The organism is Heyndrickxia sp. FSL W8-0496 (assembly GCF_038007825.1).
In the GTDB taxonomy this organism is placed as follows: domain Bacteria; phylum Bacillota; class Bacilli; order Bacillales; family Bacillaceae_C; genus Heyndrickxia; species Heyndrickxia oleronia.
The window spans coordinates 815,087-836,753 of record NZ_JBBOXX010000001.1; the positions used below are offsets into that span (position 1 = coordinate 815,087).

Annotated in this window: 20 protein-coding genes; 15 read left to right on the plus strand and 5 right to left on the minus strand. The window is 37.8% G+C overall.

What is annotated here, in order from left to right:
* The gene (locus NST63_RS04255; protein ID WP_341041372.1) at positions 1-1,005 is read right to left on the minus strand and encodes a 5-oxoprolinase subunit C family protein; all 1,005 of its coding nucleotides are present in this window, start codon (positions 1,003-1,005) and stop codon (positions 1-3) included.
* The gene (gene pxpB, locus NST63_RS04260) at positions 1,002-1,718 is read right to left on the minus strand and encodes a 5-oxoprolinase subunit PxpB (RefSeq protein ID WP_212945531.1); all 717 of its coding nucleotides are present in this window, start codon (positions 1,716-1,718) and stop codon (positions 1,002-1,004) included. The genes NST63_RS04255 and pxpB overlap by 4 nt, the downstream gene beginning before the upstream one ends.
* Before the next feature lie 279 nt (positions 1,719-1,997).
* Here pxpB and NST63_RS04265 point away from each other — a divergent pair, with 279 nt between their 5' ends.
* Genes NST63_RS04265 through pcp form a run of 3 tightly spaced genes read left to right on the plus strand, consistent with a single transcriptional unit; the run spans position 1,998 to position 4,319 of the window.
* Entirely contained in the window at positions 1,998-2,708 is a 711-nt protein-coding gene (locus NST63_RS04265) for a DUF969 domain-containing protein (RefSeq protein WP_341041374.1), read from the plus strand.
* A complete protein-coding gene (locus NST63_RS04270; RefSeq protein WP_058004693.1) occupies positions 2,705-3,658 on the plus strand; it encodes a DUF979 domain-containing protein in 954 nt (317 codons plus the stop codon). Before NST63_RS04265 ends, NST63_RS04270 begins: the two co-directional genes overlap by 4 nt.
* Positions 3,659-3,671: 13 nt before the next feature.
* Positions 3,672-4,319, plus strand: coding sequence for a pyroglutamyl-peptidase I (gene pcp / locus NST63_RS04275; protein WP_071974812.1), 648 nt, complete (start codon positions 3,672-3,674; stop codon positions 4,317-4,319).
* Between the two features lie 358 nt (positions 4,320-4,677).
* Here the strand turns inward: pcp and NST63_RS04280 are convergent, their stop codons facing one another.
* On the minus strand, positions 4,678-5,331 hold the full coding sequence (locus NST63_RS04280; RefSeq protein WP_212945532.1) for a DUF1232 domain-containing protein: 654 nt from the start codon (positions 5,329-5,331) through the stop codon (positions 4,678-4,680).
* Positions 5,332-5,558: 227 nt separating this feature from the next.
* On the opposite strand from NST63_RS04280, the gene NST63_RS04285 reads away from it, so the two are divergent.
* The 4 genes from NST63_RS04285 to NST63_RS04300 all read left to right on the plus strand — a co-directional run bounded on the left by NST63_RS04285 (position 5,559) and on the right by NST63_RS04300 (position 9,253).
* Positions 5,559-6,203: a helix-turn-helix domain-containing protein gene (locus NST63_RS04285; RefSeq protein WP_341041376.1), complete on the plus strand. Its 645-nt coding sequence runs from the start codon at positions 5,559-5,561 to the stop codon at positions 6,201-6,203.
* A 95-nt stretch (positions 6,204-6,298) separates the two neighbouring features.
* Positions 6,299-7,264, plus strand: a complete 966-nt coding sequence (locus NST63_RS04290; protein ID WP_341041377.1) for an LCP family protein — start codon at positions 6,299-6,301, stop codon at positions 7,262-7,264.
* 376 nt (positions 7,265-7,640) lie between these two features.
* Complete coding sequence (gene ytaF / locus NST63_RS04295) at positions 7,641-8,279, plus strand: sporulation membrane protein YtaF (RefSeq protein ID WP_436580489.1); 639 nt, start codon at positions 7,641-7,643, stop codon at positions 8,277-8,279.
* Between the two features lie 110 nt (positions 8,280-8,389).
* A complete protein-coding gene (locus tag NST63_RS04300; protein WP_212945535.1) occupies positions 8,390-9,253 on the plus strand; it encodes an alpha/beta fold hydrolase in 864 nt (287 codons plus the stop codon).
* Positions 9,254-9,275: 22 nt separating this feature from the next.
* Here NST63_RS04300 and NST63_RS04305 read toward each other — a convergent pair whose 3' ends face one another.
* Positions 9,276-10,853 carry a glycine betaine ABC transporter substrate-binding protein gene (locus NST63_RS04305; protein ID WP_306420388.1) on the minus strand — a complete coding sequence of 526 codons (1,578 nt, stop codon included), beginning with the start codon at positions 10,851-10,853 and terminating at the stop codon, positions 9,276-9,278.
* Positions 10,838-11,968, minus strand: a complete 1,131-nt coding sequence (locus tag NST63_RS04310; RefSeq protein WP_071974819.1) for an ABC transporter ATP-binding protein — start codon at positions 11,966-11,968, stop codon at positions 10,838-10,840. Before NST63_RS04310 ends, NST63_RS04305 begins: the two co-directional genes overlap by 16 nt.
* Positions 11,969-12,253: 285 nt before the next feature.
* Between NST63_RS04310 and NST63_RS04315 the strand changes: the two genes are divergently transcribed.
* The 8 genes from NST63_RS04315 (at position 12,254) to NST63_RS04350 (ending at position 21,424) form a co-directional block, all read left to right on the plus strand.
* Entirely contained in the window at positions 12,254-13,273 is a 1,020-nt protein-coding gene (locus tag NST63_RS04315; protein ID WP_341041379.1) for an asparaginase, read from the plus strand.
* Positions 13,274-13,291: 18 nt separating this feature from the next.
* Positions 13,292-14,884 carry a glutathione ABC transporter substrate-binding protein gene (locus tag NST63_RS04320; protein ID WP_341041380.1) on the plus strand — a complete coding sequence of 531 codons (1,593 nt, stop codon included), beginning with the start codon at positions 13,292-13,294 and terminating at the stop codon, positions 14,882-14,884.
* Between the two features lie 163 nt (positions 14,885-15,047).
* A complete protein-coding gene (gene gsiC, locus NST63_RS04325) occupies positions 15,048-15,965 on the plus strand; it encodes a glutathione ABC transporter permease GsiC (RefSeq protein ID WP_071974822.1) in 918 nt (305 codons plus the stop codon).
* Positions 15,966-16,040: 75 nt separating this feature from the next.
* Positions 16,041-16,895, plus strand: a complete 855-nt coding sequence (locus NST63_RS04330) for an ABC transporter permease subunit (RefSeq protein ID WP_341044148.1) — start codon at positions 16,041-16,043, stop codon at positions 16,893-16,895.
* Between the two features lie 14 nt (positions 16,896-16,909).
* Positions 16,910-17,893, plus strand: a complete 984-nt coding sequence (locus NST63_RS04335) for an ABC transporter ATP-binding protein (protein ID WP_058004705.1) — start codon at positions 16,910-16,912, stop codon at positions 17,891-17,893.
* Positions 17,890-18,849 (plus strand): ABC transporter ATP-binding protein, encoded by a 960-nt coding sequence (locus NST63_RS04340; RefSeq protein ID WP_071974824.1) that lies wholly within the window; start codon positions 17,890-17,892, stop codon positions 18,847-18,849. The genes NST63_RS04335 and NST63_RS04340 overlap by 4 nt, the downstream gene beginning before the upstream one ends.
* Positions 18,850-18,893: 44 nt before the next feature.
* Positions 18,894-20,612 carry a sigma 54-interacting transcriptional regulator gene (locus NST63_RS04345; protein ID WP_212945539.1) on the plus strand — a complete coding sequence of 573 codons (1,719 nt, stop codon included), beginning with the start codon at positions 18,894-18,896 and terminating at the stop codon, positions 20,610-20,612.
* Between the two features lie 2 nt (positions 20,613-20,614).
* Positions 20,615-21,424 (plus strand): M55 family metallopeptidase, encoded by an 810-nt coding sequence (locus tag NST63_RS04350; RefSeq protein ID WP_212945540.1) that lies wholly within the window; start codon positions 20,615-20,617, stop codon positions 21,422-21,424.
* The last annotated feature ends 243 nt before the right edge of the window (positions 21,425-21,667 follow it).

Genomic DNA, 21,667 nt, shown 5'->3' on the forward strand with positions numbered 1-21,667 from the left:
TTATACCACCTCTCTAAATTTAAGTAAAATTCCTTTTTTAAGTTGTTGTATTTCTTTTTCCTTTTCTATTAGAAGATGAAAAGCTTGTTCATTTGTTATTTCAGAAAATCGAAGCTGATCCCCTGGTTTCATCTGTGCTAATCGTGGTAAATCGACAGAAGCGACCTGTCCGATTTTTGGATAACCACCAGTTGTTTGTCTATCAGCTAATAAAATAATGGGGTTGCCATCTGAAGGAACTTGGATCGTACCGAAATTGACAGCTTCCGATAAGATTTCTTGGGCATGCTCCAAAGATAATGGTTCTCCTTTTAAACGATACCCCATGCGATCTGATTGGGTCGTCACTTCAAATGTATTTGAGAAAAAATTCTTCCTGCTATCTTCCGTAAATAAATGGTATTGCCGTCCTTTTATGACTCGAATAGAAGCAGACTTTTTATTGTTTGGGATTAGTTCAGATGTGACAGACCATTCCATTTCAAAAAAATGTTGACAATGTGCATCCAATTCACACATGATTTTTGCAGAAATTTCATTTGGTAGACCAAAAGGAATTTGATCACCCATTTGTAATGAACGCCCATGAAAACCCCCGATTCCTGCCCTTAAGTAGGTTGATTTACTTCCCATGATGCTTGGAATTGAAAGTCCCCCGGCGATAGCAAGATTTGCCCGACAACCAGACTTTAGTGAGCCGAAGCGAAGTTCGCTCCCTTTTTTTACGAAGATCGTTCGCCAAGATCGAACAGGCTTTCCATTAATCATAGGGGAAAGATCACCACCGCAAATAGAAATTAGAGCATTCTCATCAAATTCAATTACTGGCCCCAGCATGGTTATTTCGATGGTAGGGGCATTTTCCTCATTTCCAACTAAAAAATTAGCGATTCGATGAGCAAAGGTATCCATCGCACCGCCAGCGATTACACCATACCGTTGGAAACCATGTCTACCTAAATCCTGTATGGTTGTTAAGAGTCCGGGCTTTTTAATAGTGATCATTTAGCAGCATCCTCCCATTCCAAGTATTCCTTATAACTAATAGGAGTAAAGCGAATTTTATCTCCCGCCTTTAATAGACTCGGAGATTCATCGTTTGGGCGAAATAAATGAATAGGGGTCCTCCCAATTAACTGCCAGCCTCCCGGGGTTTCAATTGGATAGATACCTGTTTGTTTACCGGCAATTCCTACTGATCTTTCAGGTATTCTTAATCGGGGGGAAGCGAGCCGTGGGGCAGCTATTTTTTCGGACATTCCCCCAATATAAGGGAAACCCGGTGCGAAACCGATCATGTAAACAATATAGTCCCCAGTTGAGTGGATGTGAATCACTTCTTCAGTTGTTAAGTCATTCAATCGCGCAACGGTCTCAAGGTCAGGACCTAATTCTCCTCCATAGCATACAGGAATATCTACTATCCTTGGCTCTTTTTCCACTCCTAACGATAGTTTTGAAAGAAGAGACTCCAGCTGACGGCAAACATATGTGGATGGAAGTTCTGTTGATTGTCTTAATGCAGATGTGAGTTTAAAAGGGTCATAGTAAACAGTCACCGTTGTAAAGGCTGGGACATACTCTTCTACCCAATCTAATAGATGATCCTCAAAATACGCAGAAAGGACCTGAACTTTTTCATGGGTTAGCGTATTCATCTCTTGTCCCAATTCAATGATGACTGCGTTCTCTCCCATAGGATGTAAGTGATATTCCATTGGAACTGTCCCCTCCATAATCTTTTATACTTTTCTTTTATAATATAATATTTATAACCTTTTAACAATTCAAGTTTTTTAATCTAATTTGTCAACTAAGATAAAATGATAAGAAGAATATGCCTATTTACATTGAATAACATCACTTTTTTGGAAATGAAAAAATTAAAAAATACTCTTTTCAGATTGATTTGATTTGTGATACAATTCTAACATTAGTAAATATATATACTAGAATAATATTTTGAAATACTTAAACATCTAGAGAGAAGGGATTATATGGTATTAATAGGAGTTGCCTTAATCATTATTGGATTTGCCTTTAGGTTGAATTCACTTGTTGTTGTGACCGTTTCGGGTTTAGTAACAGGATTAATTGCTGGGCTTCCGATAAATGAAATCATTACACAATTTGGTGAGGCATTTACTACGAATCGCTATATGTCGATTTTAATCGTCACACTTCCTGTCATCGGTCTTCTTGAAAGAAGTGGATTACAGAATCAAGCAGGGCATCTTGTTTCAAAAATTAAAGCAGTAACTGTAGGGCGAATTTTAAATATCTATTTACTTATTCGTGAAGTAGGAGCTGCTCTTGGATTAAATAGTATTGGTGGCCATCCTCAAACTGTCCGCCCACTTATAGCACCAATGGCAGAAGGAGCTGCAGAGGCGAAATATGGTGAGGTGCCTGAAGAAGATCGCGAGGAAATTCGTGCACAAGCTGCCGCTGCAGATAATATTGGACTCTTCTTCGGTGAAGATATATTTGTCGCCGTCGGTGCAATTTTATTAATGAAAGGATTTTTTGATCAAAATGGCATTGATGCGGACCCGATATCAATGGCGCTATGGGGAATACCTACCGCCATTTTTGCATTCATTGTCCACTCTATAAGACTCTATCTATTTGATAAAAAGCTAGATCGCAAGTTAGGTTCAAAAATGAAGAAAGTTGATTCAGGCAGCAAGAAGGATGTGAACGTATGATTTTTTCAGTTGAGTTTATTTATATTGTAATGGGTATTATAGGAATCTGTTGTTCTTTGTATACTTTTTCTGACAAAGCTAATCCAAAACGAATACAGTCAGGCTTATTCTATTTTCTTTATTCAATTACTCTATTATTTGGAAAAGTCATTCCACCCTTTTATATTGGTCTTATTGTTATCGTAATGGTTGTGATTGTTGGTATTGGTGGTCTTCGGAAGGGAGAGTACGGCGAAGCGACAGAACAAGAAAGAGAAATACGCCGCAAACGTTTAGGAAGCTGGCTTTTTCTCCCGGCTTTACTTATTCCTGTTGGTACGGTAATTGGTTCAAAAGTATTCGATAAGGTGAAGATTGGCTCTAAACAATTGCTTGATCCATCAAATCCAACATTAGTTGCGCTCGGTCTCGCTTGTATTATTGCGATCATTGCTGCGCTGCTATTGACAAAAAGTACTCCTAAAACAGCAGTGAAAGAATCTCGCCGTCTGCTGGAGGCAGTTGGATGGGCTGTTGTCTTACCACAGCTATTGGCAACATTAGGAACTATTTTTACAAAAGCGGGAGTCGGCACTGTTGTGTCTGATGTGGTGACGAAGGTCATTCCTGAAAATTCTTTAATCTGGGTCGTCGTCGTATTTTGTATCGGAATGGCGCTATTTACAATGATTATGGGGAATGCCTTTGCTGCCTTCCCAGTCATGGCAGCTGGAATTGCCATCCCATTTCTGATTACAAAGTTTGATGCGAATCCGAATCAGATTGCTGCTATCTCAATGTTTGCGGGGTATTGTGGTACGTTGATGACACCAATGGCAGCTAATTTTAATATTGTACCTGCTGCTTTATTAGATTTAAAAAATAAAAATCATGTTATTCGTGTTCAAGTACCAACAGCATTGTTTGTTCTAGCATTTAATATTGTTTTAATGTATTTTCTAATTAAATAGGAGGGGATATAGGATGGCAAAGAAAGTACTAGTAACTGGCTTTGATCCTTTTGGGGAGGATCAAATTAATCCGGCGCTTGAGGCAGTTAAACAATTAGAAGGAAAAATTATTGATGATGTCACCATTGTGACACAAGAAGTACCCACTGTTTTTCATGAATCCATTAAAGTAGTGACTCAAGCAATTGGAGTACACCAACCGGATGTTGTGATTTGTGTTGGTCAAGCAGGTGGTCGTACACAAGTGACCCCTGAGCGAGTAGCTATTAATATCGATGATGCACGAATTCCTGATAATAAAGCTAACCAGCCTATCGATGAAACAATTATTGAAGATGGTCCTGTTGCTTATTGGTCAACTTTACCCAATAAGCGAATCGTTCATAATATGAAAAAAGCAGGAGTTCCATCCGCTGTTTCTAATACAGCAGGAACATTTGTCTGTAATCATCTATTTTATGGAGTCATGGACTACTTAGCGAAAAACGCGCCTCATATTCGAGGAGGATTTATTCATATTCCTTTTCTTCCGGAGCAAACGATTCACAATACAGCACCAAGCCTCAGTCTCGATCTCATAGTACGTGGTTTAGAAATTGCTGCTATCACAGCAGCAAACGAGAAAGAGGATATAGTAGAAATTGGTGGAGCAATTCATTAGTGGGGTCAGACCCCACTATATTTTTTAGTTCACTTTAATTAAACTCGTTTCTCAGATATTGTTGCAATTTAAGGTTAGTTTTATCTAAAAATGTCCGTTGTAGTCCGCAACACATTTTATTTCTCTGAGAAAAGAGGCACTACTTTTGAAGGCTTTATTAATGGATGGTCCGCGATACTAAGCAACTTAAAAAGCCCCTCGAAACGGGAAGAACCTTAAATCTTAGTGTAACAGTCTCCTCCCAATAATTCTTTCATGAACCAACACGTGAATAAAACAGCAAAAATTCTTGTAAATGAATCGGTAATCTACAAGGCCTTTTTTCTTTGATTGCTTTTACGCTTTAAAGGGCTGGGGGTCAGACCCCCAATTTTGAAAGTCGTTCTAAGCCGATTTGGACGGCGAGGCAATCGTCTAAGTAGCCGAATGGGAATACGTAGTCAGGGATGATGTCTGTGGATAGTATAAAGTATAAAAGGACACTGCCAAGGATGGTGCGTTTTTCAATTGAATTGGTTTCTTCGCAGTAGGTTTTGTACATTTTTTTTAATTCCATAATAAAAGGCCCTGTTCCCATTACTTGTTCAACTTTTGCTTCAAATTCCTGTACTATTTTTTGTTGTCCTTCTTTTGTAAGGGCGAATTGTTCGTACTTAGATAATTCCTGTTGGATTTGCTCGATTGTAACGGGTTGGTCTAAAAATTTGGAAGAAATAAGTACTTCTTGTATCGTGTCGATTGAAGTATACATATCAGAAGAGGAGGTTTTTTCCTTATGTTCTACTTCATATCCTGCTGCATGCATTAATGTTTTTAGTGGAATCTTTAAATGATTGGCAATCTGTTGTAGGTGGGATGGTTTTGCTTTCTGTTTGTTATTTGCAATTCGGGAAATGGTCGAGGTGTCAATTCCCGTTAGTGAGCTTAGCTTTCTCATGGAGAGTGCCTGTTCTTTTAATCCTGTTTTTATCAACTGACCAAGCTTTTGATCGCTATTCTGTGTATTTGACATCTCCTTTCACTCCCTTTGTCCTTATTTGAATCTCTTTCATCTCTCTACAAAAATATGTCTATATCTTATTTTACGAAAAAGAGCCGTGCAATATGATGGATGTTACTTATATTTCAATGATATGGTGTTGACAATTTGTCAACACCATTGTATTTTTGATATAAAGTCAAAATGCGATTACGTGCTTTTGTATGGCTTAGAGCTTATGAAAGAAAGGAAAGGAACTTATGACTGAAGGAAAACAGGGCGATCATCTTGGTTTACTACTAAAAGAATTGTTAAAAGAGCAATCCCTTTCTATGAGGAAATTGAGTGAGCTGAGTAGAATTGATACAGCTACCATTTCCCGTATTATAAATGGGAAGCGAAAGGCCACTCCTGAGCATTTACAAAAATTTGCTGAATGTCTTCAGGTTCCGATGACAGATTTATTTGTTGCAGCAGGTTTTCCGCTTGCAAAACAGGAGAGTCAAAATTCTGATATACATCAGTCCATCGATAGTATTGAGCAAGCTCTACAATCCTCTCATGTGTATGACCAACAATTTTCCTTGGAAAAGGTTAAACAGCATATAAAAAAATACGAACAATATTCTCAAACAGAAGAAGGAAAAGAGACGATTCTAAATAAATTTGAGGAGAAGCTTCAAAAAGTAGGTAGTATTGGTCCTTTTATTAGTCAGCTAAAGGTTATGTATGAGAAATTTCGCTTAAAGATGGGGACTCCTTATGAACTTGGATTAATGGGAGCGGCACTTGTTTTTTTTATTTTACCAGTTGATGTTATACCGGATTATATCTTTCCGATTGGGTTTCTAGATGATGCGATGGCTGTGCAAATCGTTATACAGTCATTATCAATGAATAAATAAGTCTAATAGTATAGTAGAAAAATAGATTTTAAAAAATGCAAGCAAGGAAAATGATTTATACTTTCTTGCAATTTCGGATATAGGTGAGGGAACACATGAAAAAAAGAGAAAGAAGGACTAAAAGGAAATGGCTGAGAAATCTCTTTTTGCTGATAGTTATATTAATTGTAGGGATCATCGGTTATTGTATCTATCAATATAATCAAGGGTTATCTGAGGCAAAGAATGGAAAATTCAAGAAGGATGGCACTACCTACGATTTATTTAAAGGTGCTGAGCAGAAATTTGGAGTCATTAATATTCTATTGATTGGTACTGACACGAGAGGTGGGGATCGCGGGAATTCCGATACATTAATGATTGCCCAGTATAATCAAGATACCAATCAGCTTAAACTTGCGTCAATAATGCGAGATACATATGTAGAAATTCCTGAGCATGGGATGAGAAAAATTAATGCAGCCTTTGCCTATGGAGGACCTGAGTTAGTTAGAAAAACAATCAAACAGAATTTTGATGTAGATGTCAATTATTATGCAGTTACCGATTTTGAAGGATTTTCAAAAATTGTTGATATAATTGCACCAAAGGGTATTGAGGCTGATATCCCGTATGAAATGTCTTATGGAATTGGAATGACATTGCATCCAGGGAAACAAGTATTACATGGAAAAGAAATTCTAGGATACGTCCGTTTTCGGCATGATCGTCTAAGTGATTTTGGACGGGTGGAACGACAGCAAGAAGTAATCTCAAAAATTAAGGAACAGGCGTTTAATATACAAAGTCTTGTCAAACTCCCGAAAATACTTGGTGTGGCTGATCCGTATATTGACACGAATGTAGACACTTCTACGATCCTTTCTATTGGTAAAGGCCTACTAACTGGAAAAAATAATAAAATGGAGACTTTACGAATCCCAATCCAAGATTCGTATGTTGACAAAAATGTTGATGTGGGTGCAGTCTTAAGCATTGATGTTGATCAAAATAAACAAGCATTAAAAGATTTTTTATCGCAGGATAATGATAGTGTTGCAAGCAAAGAAACAAAAGAATAAAAGGTGTAGTCTGATTCCCATTTGAGTAATAGTGGGGATCAGACTTTTTTATTGATTTTTGTTGAACTTTTCTCAACACTTGTTGAGCGAGACAGGCACTTTCATTGTATGAGAGAAATACAATGTTAAAAATGGTCAATGATTAAAGACTATTTTTAATGTAAGGCTGTTTTCGTATAGTTTGTTGCTTTTGTAAAAGCCCAAGTGCCGGCTTTTACTTCCAATGAAGAATTCAGCGGTCTTATAGAGTTTGCCGCTCTTTCCTCAGTGATGAAAGATGTAGCAATCTACAACCGAGAGTTAATAATTAATACATTACTTCATTAGCAACAATGTTTGGGAAAAGAGCCTGTCAAAAAAGAGGAGTGTTTCTAATATGTCTTGGTTAGTAATATTTGCATTCGCTGTCTCATCGAGTATAGACAATTTAGGGGTGGGAATTTCTTATGGAATCCGAAAAATAAGAATAGGAGTGGGTGCTAATTTATTTATCGCAGTGATTTGTTTTCTGATGAGTGTTGCAGGTATTTCGTTTGGAATGTGGTTATCGTATATTTTACCTGGGATGTTTCCTGTAATTGTAGGTTCATTCCTATTGATTGTCATTGGGATTCGAATTATATTGTTAGCAGTTCCACGTAAAAGTGCTGAATCTAAAATGAGTCAGGAGCCGGGGGAAAAAGGGAATGGCCTTGATGGGATAATGAAAAATCCTGAAGCTGTGGATAGAGAAAGAAATCTATCAGGTGACATTAGTTGGTGGGAGGCTGGAATATTAGGAGTCGCCTTATCAGCAAATGCACTTACAAATGGATTAGGAGCAGGCTTACTTGGATTATCGCCATTCGCCATCTCCCTCACCGCAGCCATAGGCAGCTTCATCAGCATTTGGATAGGTACCAAACTAGGAACAAAATTAGCTGACATTCGCATCGGCAAATTCACAATAGGACAATTCGGAACTTTTTTAAGCGGGGTAATTATACTCGTCATTGCGATCAACGCTTTCTTTTAGGGGGTCAGACCCCCATTGCGTTAAAGCTTTAAAGTGCTGGGGGTCAGACCCCAAAAAAGAGGGTTTTTCCTTAGTAAGTATAATTTAATAAAGGAAAGGGGGAATTGTTGATGTGGGTTCGACGAATGGTTGATACAAAGAGGGGGAGTTTTGAACTTTTTGAGAGAGGGGAAGGAAAGCCGCTTGCGGTGACTCATCTTTATAGTGCGTATGATGAGCGCGGGAATTCTTTTGCCAATCCTTTTACGTCATGTTACCATGTTTATTTAATTAATCTGCGAGGGGCTGGAAATTCAGCCATTGCTTCTAATGAGTCTGAATACAGTATGGAGGAAACACTTCTTGATTTAGAAGCTGTTCGGGAATCGTTAGAGTATCAGCAGTGGAGCTTTGCTGGTCATTCAACGGGTGGAATGCTCGCTTTAAAATATGCGATTCAACATCCTCATTCGCTAGCAAAAATTATCGTAGGTGGAGCAGCTGCCAGTTATGAATATGGTACAGACCCCGATAGTATCTATTGTTCTCAAAATCCGAACTTTAGTCGAATTATAGAGATCATGGATCAATTGGATGATTCAACAACACCGATTGAGATCCGAAGGAAACTTAGCTATGAATGGGCGCTAATGTCTTATTGTTCAGAGGAAAAGCTACAGGCATCCATGAAAAAACCCAACAGTGGAAAAACTGTTGGTGACAGGCTGACGTATTTTCGTACCATCGAATCGCCTACATATGATGTACGCGGCCAGCTGAAAGATGTTAAAGTACCAGCCTATATTTACTGTGGGAAATTTGATGCTCAATGCCCATTAAAATTCAGTGAAGAAATAGCAGAATTAATTCCCAACTCATCACTAACCATTTTTGCGGAAAGTAATCATAATCCATTCTCTGAAGAAGAAGAGAGATTTGATGAGTTTGTAAGGAAAACACTTAGGGGTCAGACCCCCACTGCTTTAAAGCTTTAAAGGGATGGGGGTCTGACCCCCATTAAATTAATCCCTCGTCCACTAAAAATTGGTGGGCTACTTCTTTGTAGGTTTTGCGGTTGATGTCGACTTCTGCGTTTAGTTTTTGCATGGTTTTGTCGTTGATTTTTCCTGCGAGTAGGTTTAGGATTTCTTTTAATTCTGGATGTTTGTTAAGAATTTCACCTCTTACGATGGGTACTGCGTTATAGGGAGGAAAGACTTGTTTGTCATCCTCAAGAACTTGGAGTCCGAATGCTGGAATTCTTCCGTCTGTGGTATAGGCATCAATGACATCAGCTTTATGATTTTTGGCTGCGCTGTATATGATCCCTGAGTCCATCGTCTGGACTTTTCCAAAATCAATGCCGTACGCTTTTTTCAATCCTAGATATCCATCCTCTCGTTCTAAAAACTCTGGTTCTGAAGCAAGAGTTAGTTCAGGAGCTTTTTCAGTTAAATCGGAAATGGTCTTTATCTTCCATTTTTTAGCATCCTCTTCACGGATTGTAAGAGAGTACGTATTATTAAAGCCGATAGGGTCCAACCAGATAATATTATATTTTTCTTTAAATCGCTTTTTTACAAGTTCATACACATCGTCAGGATCAGTGGACGGAATATCTTCTTTTAAGTAATTGATTAATCCTGTCCCTGTATATTCAACGCTAATATCATAATCGCCCTTTTTTAAACCTTGAAAAACAGCAGCAGAGCCACTGATAAATGACTGCTTATCGACCTTTAGATCGGTTCGATCCTCAATTAATTCTTTATACATATAGACAAGAATCTCTTGTTCTGTAAAACTCTTACCTGTAATCACAATCGTATGTTTACTGTTGACTACCTTCATAATACCCACCGTGATTCCGGTAACCATCAAAACGGTAGCAATGGCGATAGCGGTCCATTTCCTTGCTTTCGATCGTTTTTTTCTCTTTACACCTGGTTTGGCTGCCTGTTCAAATCGCTTGAGAATAAGATCAAATAAAATAGCGATTAAGGCAGAAGGTAAGGCACCAGCAAGAATCAGTCCAGAATTATATGTCTGTAATCCTCGGAAAATCAAATCACCTAATCCTCCGGCACCAATCAGTCCGGCAATGGTTGCTACTCCTACAACCATAACGGCAGCAGTACGAATACCACCCATAATCACATTTAAAGCAAGGGGAAGTTCGATTTTCCAAAGCACTTGTCTACTAGTCATTCCCATTCCGATCCCAGCTTCAACCGTACTGCTATTGACATTGATAATTCCTAAATACGTATTGCGTAGAATTGGCAGTAATCCATAGATGGTTAATGCGATAATCGCAGGAGGTTTTCCTGTTCCGATAAAAGGCACGAGAAAAACGAGTAATGCCAAACTTGGTATTGTTTGTAGGGCAGCGGTTATTCCGATAATAATATCCGCAGCTTTCTTATGGCGGGTTAGGAAAATTCCTAAAGGAACAGCAACTAAGATAGCTATAATGATAGAAAGGAAGGATAGGTAAACATGCTCTATTAGTAAACTACCAACCTCTGGTAAACGGTTTGCAAAAATATCCTTTGTTTCAGTCCATAAACGATTAATGTCTATATCCCCCCTAATGAGTCATTTAAATGATTAGCAACAAACTTGACAATACTTGATCGGTTAATGATTCCTTTTACTTTATCATCATGATCAAGCACAGGTACAAATCCATATGGAGAATTGTTGACTAAAAGTAATGCTTTTTCTGGATTTTCATCTGGTGTGATCGTTGGAATATCCTTTTGGATAAGATCATTAAGCGTAAGTTGCTCATCTCCAAATGCTTTACGCATATTCCAAATATTTACTACTCCATAAAACTTTTTATCCTTATCAACAATTAGTAAATTATCCACTCGTTTATCGCGCATGATTTTTAATGCTTCGGCAAGTCCACGTGAAGGATATGCGGTGACTGGAGGAACCATAAGTTGTTCAATTTCAGGAAGGATGGTGGAGTCTTGTAAACGATCCTCACCAATAAATTGTCGAACAAATTCATTGGCTGGATGCCTTAAAATTTTATCGGGTTGATCAATTTGAATGATTTCTCCATCTTTCATAATACAAATTCGATCGGCAATTTTTAATGCCTCATCCATGTCATGGGTGACAAATACGATTGTTTTTTTGATTTCTTGTTGTAGTTTGACTAATTCCTCTTGTAATTGTTCACGACTAATAGGGTCTAATGCGCTAAATGGTTCATCCATTAATATAATGTCAGGATCGGCAGCTAGTGCACGGATAACACCGATACGCTGTTGTTGACCTCCTGATAATTCATCAGGAAATCGGTCACCTATCTCATTAGGGTCAAGTCCCACCATTTTCATCAATTCATCTATTTTGTCCTTGTACATGGATTCATCCCATTTTTTTAATTTCGGTACTAAGGCAACATTTTCTCTAATCGTCATATGTGGCATTAAACCGATCTGTTGAATCACATAGCCGATTGTGCGCCTGAGTTCAACTGGGTCCTTATTTTTAATGCTTTCACCATTAATAGTGATTTCACCGTTCGTTGGTTCAATGATCCGATTAATCATTTTCATGGTCGTTGTTTTTCCACAACCACTTGGCCCAATTAACACGAGGAGTTCATTTTCTTTAATTGTAAAATTTAAATTATGAATGGCGGTAAAACCACCCTCGTATTGTTTCGATACATTTTTAAATTCGATCAATGCTCATTCTCACCTCCAATAACCTTTTACCCCGTTTTTTAGTGATGAAACATACATTTTTTTCTATTTTCCACATAAAAAGCTTTCTATTAGGTTGAAAATGGTTGGAATAATCTAACTTTCCTTCTGATTTTAAACCTGTTATAACCTAAAAATACTATTAAAATCCCATTTATCCCCAAAAAACCAATAATATTTTAGATTATTTTGTATTTTTGTGTTGTAATAGGTTGTAATATGTTGTAGAATTTTTAAAAAATAGAGAATAATTAGAAGGTGGAGAAAATGAAGTCAAAAGAATTGGTACAAGTTACTCGTGGAAATATGGTTGAAAGTATACATAAGGGGCATATTGCGGTTGTGGATTATAAAGGGAAGCTACTTAAATATGTAGGGGATCCATACCGGGTTGTGTATGCTCGCTCTTCGATGAAGCCGTTACAGGCTATCCCTCTAGTAGAAACCGGTGTGGCTGATCATTACCAATTTGATGAAGCAGATTTGTCCCTTTGCTGTGCGTCGCATAATGCGGAAAAACAGCATACAGAGCGTGTGATTTCCATTTTAAAAAGAGCAGGATTGGACGACCAAGCGTTGAAATGCGGAACTCATCCGTTAAGAAGAGAAGACGTGTTTAAGGAATTGATCCTTGAAGGAAAAGAGGTAACCCCTCTTTATAATAATTGTTCAGGCAAGCATAGTGGGATGATTGTGACTGCTAAATATATGAATGAGCCAATTGAATCCTATTTAGAATTATCACATCCCGTACAACAACGAATTTTACATGTAGTTAGTGAAATGGCTGATTATCCGGTCGAGAAAATAGAGTTAGGAGTCGATGGCTGTGGCGTACCTGTTCATGGGTTACCACTTGAGCGAATTGCATACGCTTATGCCAAAATGACAAGACCCAATGAATTAGAGGAATCACGTGCCCGTGCAGTAGAAAAAGTTACCTCCGCTATGATGGCAGCTCCAGAGATGGTGGGTGGAACAGACCGCTTCTGTACCAATTTCATGAAAGCAGTTGATGGGAAAATGTTTGGTAAGGCAGGGGCTGAAGGTGTGTATTGTATTGGCGATTTGCAAACGGGAATTGGGATTGCCATTAAGATTGAAGATGGTTTTGGTCGTGCAACAGAGCCTGCAGCTGTTGAGGTATTGAAACAGCTAGGTCTGTTAACAGATAATGAGTTAGAAAAATTACAGCAACATCATCACCCAGTCGTAACGAATGCAAGAAAAGAGAAAGTCGGGGAACTTGTTCCAACCTTTACATTAAAGGATGCCAAGGAACTTTAAATACATGGAGGGATTAATATGAAGAAAAAAGGTTTTGCACTTATAGTTTCAATGATTTGTTTGACTCTTATGCTCTTCGGATGTTCGAATTCTTCGAGTTCATCATCTGGGAAAAAAGAGCCTGAAAAAATTGTGAAAAAAGATGGGAAAGATATCACAATAGCTGTTGCTGCCAATTTTGTTAGTTTGGACCCTCATGATTCCAATGATACGTTAGGACTTTCGGCAGAAAGAATGATGATGGAAGGGTTGCTCGGATTTGATAAAGATATGAAGGTAGTCCCTGTATTAGCAGAAGATTATCAAGTAAATGATCAAGCAACTGAGTTTACTTTTCATTTGAAAAAAGGGGTTAAGTTCCAAGATGGAACCCCATTTAATGCAGAAGCCGTGAAGTACAATATTGATCGTTTAGCGAATCCAGATAATCACTTAAAGCGCTATAGCTTATTTGAATTAGTAAAAGAGACACAAGTTGTAGATGAATACACTGTTAAAGTACTACTAAAAGAACCTTTTGGTGCGATGATAAATAATTTTGCTCATCCATCAGCAGCAATGATTTCCCCTGCGGCATTAAAAAAGTATGGGAAGGATATTGCGAGAAATCCTGTAGGAACTGGTCCATTTAAATTTGAAGAATGGGATCAAAGTGATCATTTAAAACTAGTGAAAAATGAAGACTATTGGAAAGAAGGCTATCCAAAGGTAGATTCTATCACATTTAAGCCAGTACCTGAAAATGGATCCAGAGTCGCGATGCTCCAAACGGGTGAAGCGGATTTTGCTTATCCGATTCCAACAGAGCAAGTAAAATCAATTGATGGAAAAAATGGCATCGTCATCGAAAATGATCCATCAATTATCGTTTACTATCTATCTATGAATACATTGAAAAAACCATATGATGATGTACGAATTCGTCAAGCAATGAACTATGCAATTAACAAAGATGCATTTATTAAGGTTGTATGGAACGGTCTCGGGGATAAACCTACTTCTGTTCTTGCACCAAAGGTTGCTTTCTCCTCAGAGCAAGAGCCATATAATTTTGACTTAGAAAAAGCTAAGAAGTTAATGAAAGAAGCAGGCGTTGAAGACGGCTTTAAAACAACACTGTGGGTAAGTAATAGTTCAACTTCTGTAAAGTCAGCAGAGTTTCTTCAACAACAATTAGCTCAAATTAATATTAAGGTTGAAGTCGTTCCGATGGAAGCAGGAACTTTATCTGACAAGCTATGGGGACCACAAAAACCAGAAGATGCTGAAGTGGAGCTTTATTATGGTGGTTGGTCACCATCGACAGGTGATGCAGATTGGGGAATTCGCCCGCTCCTTGGAGGACAAGCTGCATACCCACCTTTAAACTATAATGTTTCTTACTACAATAATGAAAAAGTAAATCAAGCATTGAAAGATGCTCTACAAACAGCGGATGAAAGCAAACGTGAAGCAGCTTACAAAGACGCACAAAAATTAATATGGGAAGATGCACCTTGGGTTACATTAGCTGTACCGAAAAATTTAGCTGGAAAGAAAAATTATTTAGACGGGATTTACCTATTACCTGATGGTTCATTAAGTATTAATGAATTAGAAATTAAGCAATAACATGAAAGGGTGTCTCAAAAGAATCATAGATGGGACACCCTAAATTTAATTTAAGAAGGCTTTTTCATTGTATGAAAGCTTGTGGGTGAAAAAACAAAAGGGTCAAGTCCTTCTCTTGTAGTTACTTAGAGTTTTTCTATTTTTCTTGAAGGTAGGTGTTCTAATGGGGCGTTATTTAACTAAACGATTGATTACGATTATTCCCATCTTGTTTTTTGTTTCGATCTTTATCTTTTTATTTGTTCATTTAATACCAGGGGATCCAGCGAGATTAGTAGCCGGTCCCGATGCTAGCTATGAAGATATTAAACTTATAAGGAAGGATCTTGGTCTTGATAAACCTTTATATGAACAATATGTGAATTTTATCGGTAATCTGTTTCAAGGAGATTTGGGTACTTCCTTAAAAACTAAACAACCAGTCCTAAAGGAAATCGGGATAAGATTTATGCCAACCTTTTGGCTAACTCTTTGGAGTATGGTATGGGCAGTTATTATTGGTTTGATTATTGGGATTATTTCAGCGAAGAAACGAAATAAATGGCAAGATTATGCAGGGATGTTTGGTGCTGTATCAGGCATATCTCTTCCATCATTTTGGTTAGGATTAATTCTTATTCAATTTTTCTCTGTTAAGCTTGGTTGGTTTCCGACGGGCGGACTGGAGTCTTGGAAAAGTTATATTCTTCCTTCACTCACACTAGGGACGAGCGTAGCAGCTGTCATTGCTAGATTCTCACGCTCATCGGTAATGGACGTATTGAAGGAAGATTATATTCGAACCGGTCGTGCAAAGGGTTTAACTGAAGGGAAGGTTATTCAACGGCATGCATTGAAAAATGCATTGATTCCAGTTGTTACGATGACAGGTTTACAATTCGGATTCCTACTAGGGGGTTCTGTTGTTATTGAAACAGTGTTTAGTTGGCCGGGTCTTGGGCGACTATTAATTGATTCAGTAAGTTTTCGTGATTATCCAGTCATTCAAGCTGAAATGCTCTTGTTTTCTCTTGAATTTATATTAATTAACTTAATTGTCGATGTTCTATACGGCTTTTTAAATCCACAAATAAGATATTAGTAGAGAGGTTGGTGAAGAAGAATGCCTGAACTAGAAGGAAAAACAAATGTTAGTTTCCAAGCGGTAGACCATGCGATGAAACGATCAAAGTCATCTCCGTTTTCAGAGTTTTGGAGAAAGTTTAAAAAGCAGCGATTAGCATTTATTTCTGCCATCTTTATCGCAATTTTGCTAGTCTTAACCGTTATTGGTCCATATATCACTCCTTATGACATAGCAGAACCGGATTATAACCATGTACTTGAAGGACCATCTGCTCAACACTGGGCAGGAACTGATCCTTATGGTCGAGACATCTTTAGTAGAATTATTGCAGGAACAAGGATTTCTCTTTTTGTTGGCTTGTTTTCTGTCATGATTGGTGCAGTTGTCGGAACTTTTTTAGGGCTGATTAGTGGATTTTATGGTAAATGGATTGATGGTATTATTATGAGATTTTGTGATCTATTATTTGCTTTTCCTGGTATCTTACTAGCGATTGGAATTATTGCAATACTAGGACCGGGTCTTGAAAATGTCATTATTGCCGTAGCAATTTTTGGCGTCCCTACATTTGCGAGAATTGTTCGTTCAAGTACATTATCGATTAAATCATCTCTTTATGTTGAGGCGACTCGTTCCATCGGCGCTAAACCTCGTCGTATTATATGGAAGCATATTTTTCCAGGAACTATCACAAGTATCATTGTCAACTTTTCTATGAAAATCGGTAGTGCAATTTTAACAGCGGCGAGCTTAAGCTTTTTAGGCTTAGGTGCACAACCTCCATCACCGGAATGGGGCGCAATGCTTAGTGGAGGGCGAGATTATTTAAATATGGCTCCACATATTACATTATTTCCAGGTATTGCGATCTTTTTGACGGTATTAGCTTTCAATCTATTGGGAGACGGATTGCGTGATGCGCTTGATCCAAAAATAAAAGATTAAGAGGAGGTGTAAATATGGAAAAAGAACTATTGAAAATAAATGATTTACAAACCCATTTTTTTAGTGATAAAGGTGTTGTTAAAGCGGTTGATGGTGTAACGATCACCGTGAATAAGGGAGAAACTGTTGGAATCGTTGGGGAGTCGGGATGTGGAAAAAGTGTAACATCCTTATCGATTATGCGCCTATTGAAAGATACTCCTGGAAAAATTGTTGGTGGTAGCATCCAATTTGAAGGAAAGGATTTAATCCAATTGCCGGAAAAAAGTATGCGATCGATTCGGGGGAATGAGATTGCGATGATCTTTCAGGAACCAATGACCTCTCTTAATCCTGTATACAAGATTGGGAGACAACTAGTAGAGTCTATTCGATTACATATGAAAAAGGATGCAAATGAAGCAAAAGAGCATGCGATCAAAATGCTTGAACTTGTTGGAATTCCAAGAGCTCGGGAAATTATGAAGGAATATCCTCATCAATTATCTGGAGGAATGCGGCAACGGGTCATGATTGCGATGGCAATGTCCTGTAATCCGAAATTATTAATTGCAGATGAACCGACGACAGCATTAGACGTAACGATTCAAGCACAAATTCTGGACTTAATGCGAAAATTAAGAGAGGAAAGTGATTCATCCATCTTATTAATTACCCATGATCTTGGTGTAGTAGCAGAAATGTGTGATCGAGTCGTGATTATGTACGCAGGTAAAGTGGTTGAGGAGTCTGATGTGAATACCATCTTTGAAAATCCGAAGCATCCTTATACAAAAGGATTATTAGAATCCATTCCTAAGCTCGGTGTGAAAATTGATCGCTTGCAATCTATTAAAGGAAATGTACCTGCTCCTGAACAAATGCCAAAAGGATGCAAATTTGCCCCGCGCTGTCCATTTGTCATGGATCAATGCTGGGAGAGAGAACCACAGCTGCAATCGGTGAATGCAAATCATACAACAAGATGCTGGCTTCATCAAAAGGAGGGGGCACAATGAGTACACTCGTCGAAGTAAAAAATTTAAAAAAACATTTCCCTATTAGTAAACGGATTTTTTCTAAGAAAACTTCTGTCGTTAAAGCGGTTGATGGGTTAACCTTTACGATTGAAAAAGGGGAAACATTGGGACTTGTAGGTGAAAGTGGTTGTGGGAAATCAACGACTGGACGAATGATTATGCGCTTGATTGAACCAACGGAAGGACAAGTGTTCTTTAATGGGCAAGACATCACCTCCTTTTCGGAAGATAAGTTACGCAAGTTTCGTAAGGAATTTCAAATGATATTCCAAGATCCATTTGCATCATTGAACCCACGAATGAAAATTGGAGATATTATTGAGGAACCACTGATTGTTCATGGGGTGGAAAAGGAAGAGCGGAAGCAGAGGGTTGAACGTTTATTAGACGTTGTCGGATTAACGCCTTTTCATGCAGATCGTTTTCCTCATGAATTTAGTGGTGGGCAAAGACAGAGAATTGGTATTGCTAGAGCATTAGCGGTGAATCCGCAATTAATTGTTGCAGATGAACCCGTATCTGCACTCGATGTGTCGATTCAATCACAAATCTTAAATCTATTAAAGGATTTGCAGAACGAATTTGGCTTGACTTATTTATTTATCTCTCATGATTTAAGTGTCGTTGAACATATTAGTGATCGAGTAGGAGTAATGTATCTAGGTAGAATGGTCGAATTGGCAGATAAAGATTCTTTATATAAGGAACCATTACATCCATATACAAAGGCGTTATTATCGGCAGTTCCTGTCCCAGATCCAAAGGTAAAAAGGGAAAGAATTGTACTCAAGGGAGATCTACCAAGTCCATCAAATCCTCCTTCTGGTTGCACATTTCATACGCGATGCCCATTTGCAACAGAGGAATGTAAAGTAAAAGTGCCAGAGTGGAAGGAAGTGAGAGAAAAGCACTATGTTTCGTGCCATTTATATTAGATAATAGAGAAAAATAAACTATTAAATGGTAGGACGGTGTAATCATGTCTGAATCGAAACTGCATATTATCTCCATTCAGGAGAGATATTTAGCTACAATTACAAAGCAGTTGAAAGAAGTATTCCGAGATTTGATCCAGTTATCGCCCACAACGATTAAAGATTTACAAAACAACACGATTGAACCAGGAGATGTAGTGATCTTATCAAGTGATATTTTGATTGGTTTTGCATTACAGTTTATTCCGGAGGGTTGTCAATATATTATTGCTAAGCGCGAAATCAATTATGCAAATATGAAAGAAGTGATTGAATTACCTCCGGGGAGAAAGATCCTTGTCGTTAATGATACGTTGATTAATACAAATCAAACGGTTGACTCATTAAGAGAGACGTTTTCTGAACATCAATATTTTGCCTATGATCCATCTCAACCGATACCAGACTTCATAGATTACATTATTACACCTGATGAAACACATCTTTTACCAGGTGGGTTAGGCAAAGTTATTGATATTGGTATGCGTTTATTGGATATTGAAGTATTTCTTGAAGTAGCTAAGCTTCTTGATTTATCCATTGATTCAATCACATTAAATAAGCGTTATATGAAATCATTAATTTCGTTGTCAAAGAGCTATTCATCTACTCAGTCAAATGATCAAAAGAAAATTGTAAAGGATGTACGAGATACGGCTGGATATCATTTTTCTGATATGATTGCTCGAAGCAGTAAGATGCAGGTCGCATTAGAACAAGCAAAGAAATATGCTCAACTCGATCAACCAATTCATTTATACGGTGAAGCTGGGACAGGGAAAAAAATGCTTGCACAAGCTATTCATAATGCCTCTAAACAACATTCTGGTCCCTTTGTTGTCATCAACTGTGCTTTTCGGACGCATGATTTATTAGAGAAGGATTTGTTTGGAGTTGAGAATGGTACAGATATAACGATCGGGGTTATTGAAATGGCGCAAGGCGGAACCCTATATATTGAATCAGTCAATGAGCTTCCTGTTTTTTTACAAAAACGTCTTTTACAAGTTATCCATTCAAATAAATTAGAGCGGAAGAATGGAAAGAATTTAATTGATGTAAATGTGAGAATCATAACAAGTAGTCTATATTCATTGGAAGAGATGCAAGGGGAAGGGTATTTTGAGCAAGAAAAACATGTTATTCTAACTCCGTATTCCATCTATATGCCAAGTTTGCTGGAAAGAATTGAAGATATTGATGATTTAATTGTAGATATAAAAACAAGATTGCATCGTAAGGATTTGTCATTTACCGAAGAGGTGATGCAGCGTCTGAAAACATATAAATGGAAAGGAAATATTAAGGAGTTATATAATACAGTTTCTTATTTATCTTTCCTAGATCAATCGCTTATAGAAACTCATATGCTGCCTTTATATTTAAAAGAAGAAAAGGAAAGCTACCATTCGGAACAGGATGTACAAGAAATAAATATGGGAAAAATCATTGAGAAAATTGAAGAACATGGTTTTTTAGAAGAAAGTATTTCGATATTAAAGGTTTTTCAAGAAGGGAAGCAGGAACGAGAATCATTTGGGCGTACAAAGCTTAAAGCTAGATTAATAGAAAAAGGCATTGATTTAACAGAGCAACAGCTACGCATGAGATTGGAAGTATTGCAGGAACTCAAACTATTAAATGTACGACAAGGTCGTGCGGGTACAACGATTTCGAGATTAGGTGAACGGTTCTTAGCAAATTATGAAAAACAGGTGATATAAATATGAAACTATATATTTCAGCGGACATTGAAGGGGTCGCAGGAGTCGTACATAGTGAACATACTACTCGCGATGGTAAAGAACATGATAGGGCTAGATCGTTAATGACGGAGGAAGTCAATGCTTGTGTCCGTGGAGCACTGGAAGCAGGTGTGACAGAAATAGTTGTTAATGATTCACATGGTACCATGCGAAATCTCATACCGGAGCAATTACATCCAGAAGCAGAGTTAATTTCAGGTTCTCCCAAAAAATTAGCCATGGTAGAAGGTTTAGATGGAACATATGATGGCGCTGTTTTTTTAGGTTATCACACAAAAAAAGGGGACTTTGGTTTACTTAATCATACGTTCAATGGAAAAGTGGTTCGCTCTATCAAAGTCAATGGAAAAGAATATGGAGAATTTGGCTTAAATGCATTAGTAGCTGGTTTTTTCAATGTCCCAGTTGTTTGCGTCTCAGGTTGTGATCGTTTAGAAGGGGAAGCACGTGAGTTAATTCCTTCCATTTACACAGCAACTGTTAAACAAACGATAAATCAGTTTACCGCCAAAAGCGTCCACCCTAAAAAGGCCCAGGAAATGATCCAAGCTCAAACAAAAGCTGCATGGGAGAATCGAAAGAATATCCCACCATTTAAAATCGATGGTCCTGTAGTCATTGAGATGTCCTTTAATACAACAGGTTTTGCCGAAAATGCTGCAATTCTACCGATCGTTGAACAAATTGATCCATCCACTGTCACGTTTGAAGCGAAAAATGTGATCGACGGTTATCGCTTTATTCGAAGCTTGATTATGATAGCGAGTTAGTGTTAGGTAGATGTACAAGGGGGAATTTATCCCCCTTATTTAATAAAGGCTGTTTTCGTACAGTTTGCTACTTTTGTAAAAGTACAACTTCCTGCTTTTACACCTAATAAAGGATTCCAGAGGTTCTTATGTGGATTGCAGTTTTTTGTTAAACGACACAATTCATTTAGATTTTTTTATTTTAAGGCTCTTTCTTTAAGTAAAGTTTTAACGAATAACTATCGGCTAAAGATCGCTACACCT

Excerpts from the sequence above, each read along its gene's own strand:
- NST63_RS04255 (WP_341041372.1), bottom strand. The coding sequence starts at position 1,005 with ATGATCACTATTAAAAAGCCCGGACTCTTAACAACCATACAGGATTTA.
- pxpB (WP_212945531.1), bottom strand. The coding sequence starts at position 1,718 with ATGGAATATCACTTACATCCTATGGGAGAGAACGCAGTCATCATTGAA.
- NST63_RS04265 (WP_341041374.1), top strand. The coding sequence starts at position 1,998 with ATGGTATTAATAGGAGTTGCCTTAATCATTATTGGATTTGCCTTTAGG.
- NST63_RS04270 (WP_058004693.1), top strand. The coding sequence starts at position 2,705 with ATGATTTTTTCAGTTGAGTTTATTTATATTGTAATGGGTATTATAGGA.
- pcp (WP_071974812.1), top strand. The coding sequence starts at position 3,672 with ATGGCAAAGAAAGTACTAGTAACTGGCTTTGATCCTTTTGGGGAGGAT.
- NST63_RS04280 (WP_212945532.1), bottom strand. The coding sequence starts at position 5,331 with ATGTCAAATACACAGAATAGCGATCAAAAGCTTGGTCAGTTGATAAAA.
- NST63_RS04285 (WP_341041376.1), top strand. The coding sequence starts at position 5,559 with ATGACTGAAGGAAAACAGGGCGATCATCTTGGTTTACTACTAAAAGAA.
- NST63_RS04290 (WP_341041377.1), top strand. The coding sequence starts at position 6,299 with ATGAAAAAAAGAGAAAGAAGGACTAAAAGGAAATGGCTGAGAAATCTC.
- ytaF (WP_436580489.1), top strand. The coding sequence starts at position 7,641 with ATGTCTTGGTTAGTAATATTTGCATTCGCTGTCTCATCGAGTATAGAC.
- NST63_RS04300 (WP_212945535.1), top strand. The coding sequence starts at position 8,390 with ATGTGGGTTCGACGAATGGTTGATACAAAGAGGGGGAGTTTTGAACTT.
- NST63_RS04315 (WP_341041379.1), top strand. The coding sequence starts at position 12,254 with ATGAAGTCAAAAGAATTGGTACAAGTTACTCGTGGAAATATGGTTGAA.
- NST63_RS04320 (WP_341041380.1), top strand. The coding sequence starts at position 13,292 with ATGAAGAAAAAAGGTTTTGCACTTATAGTTTCAATGATTTGTTTGACT.
- gsiC (WP_071974822.1), top strand. The coding sequence starts at position 15,048 with ATGGGGCGTTATTTAACTAAACGATTGATTACGATTATTCCCATCTTG.
- NST63_RS04330 (WP_341044148.1), top strand. The coding sequence starts at position 16,041 with ATGAAACGATCAAAGTCATCTCCGTTTTCAGAGTTTTGGAGAAAGTTT.
- NST63_RS04335 (WP_058004705.1), top strand. The coding sequence starts at position 16,910 with ATGGAAAAAGAACTATTGAAAATAAATGATTTACAAACCCATTTTTTT.
- NST63_RS04340 (WP_071974824.1), top strand. The coding sequence starts at position 17,890 with ATGAGTACACTCGTCGAAGTAAAAAATTTAAAAAAACATTTCCCTATT.
- NST63_RS04345 (WP_212945539.1), top strand. The coding sequence starts at position 18,894 with ATGTCTGAATCGAAACTGCATATTATCTCCATTCAGGAGAGATATTTA.
- NST63_RS04350 (WP_212945540.1), top strand. The coding sequence starts at position 20,615 with ATGAAACTATATATTTCAGCGGACATTGAAGGGGTCGCAGGAGTCGTA.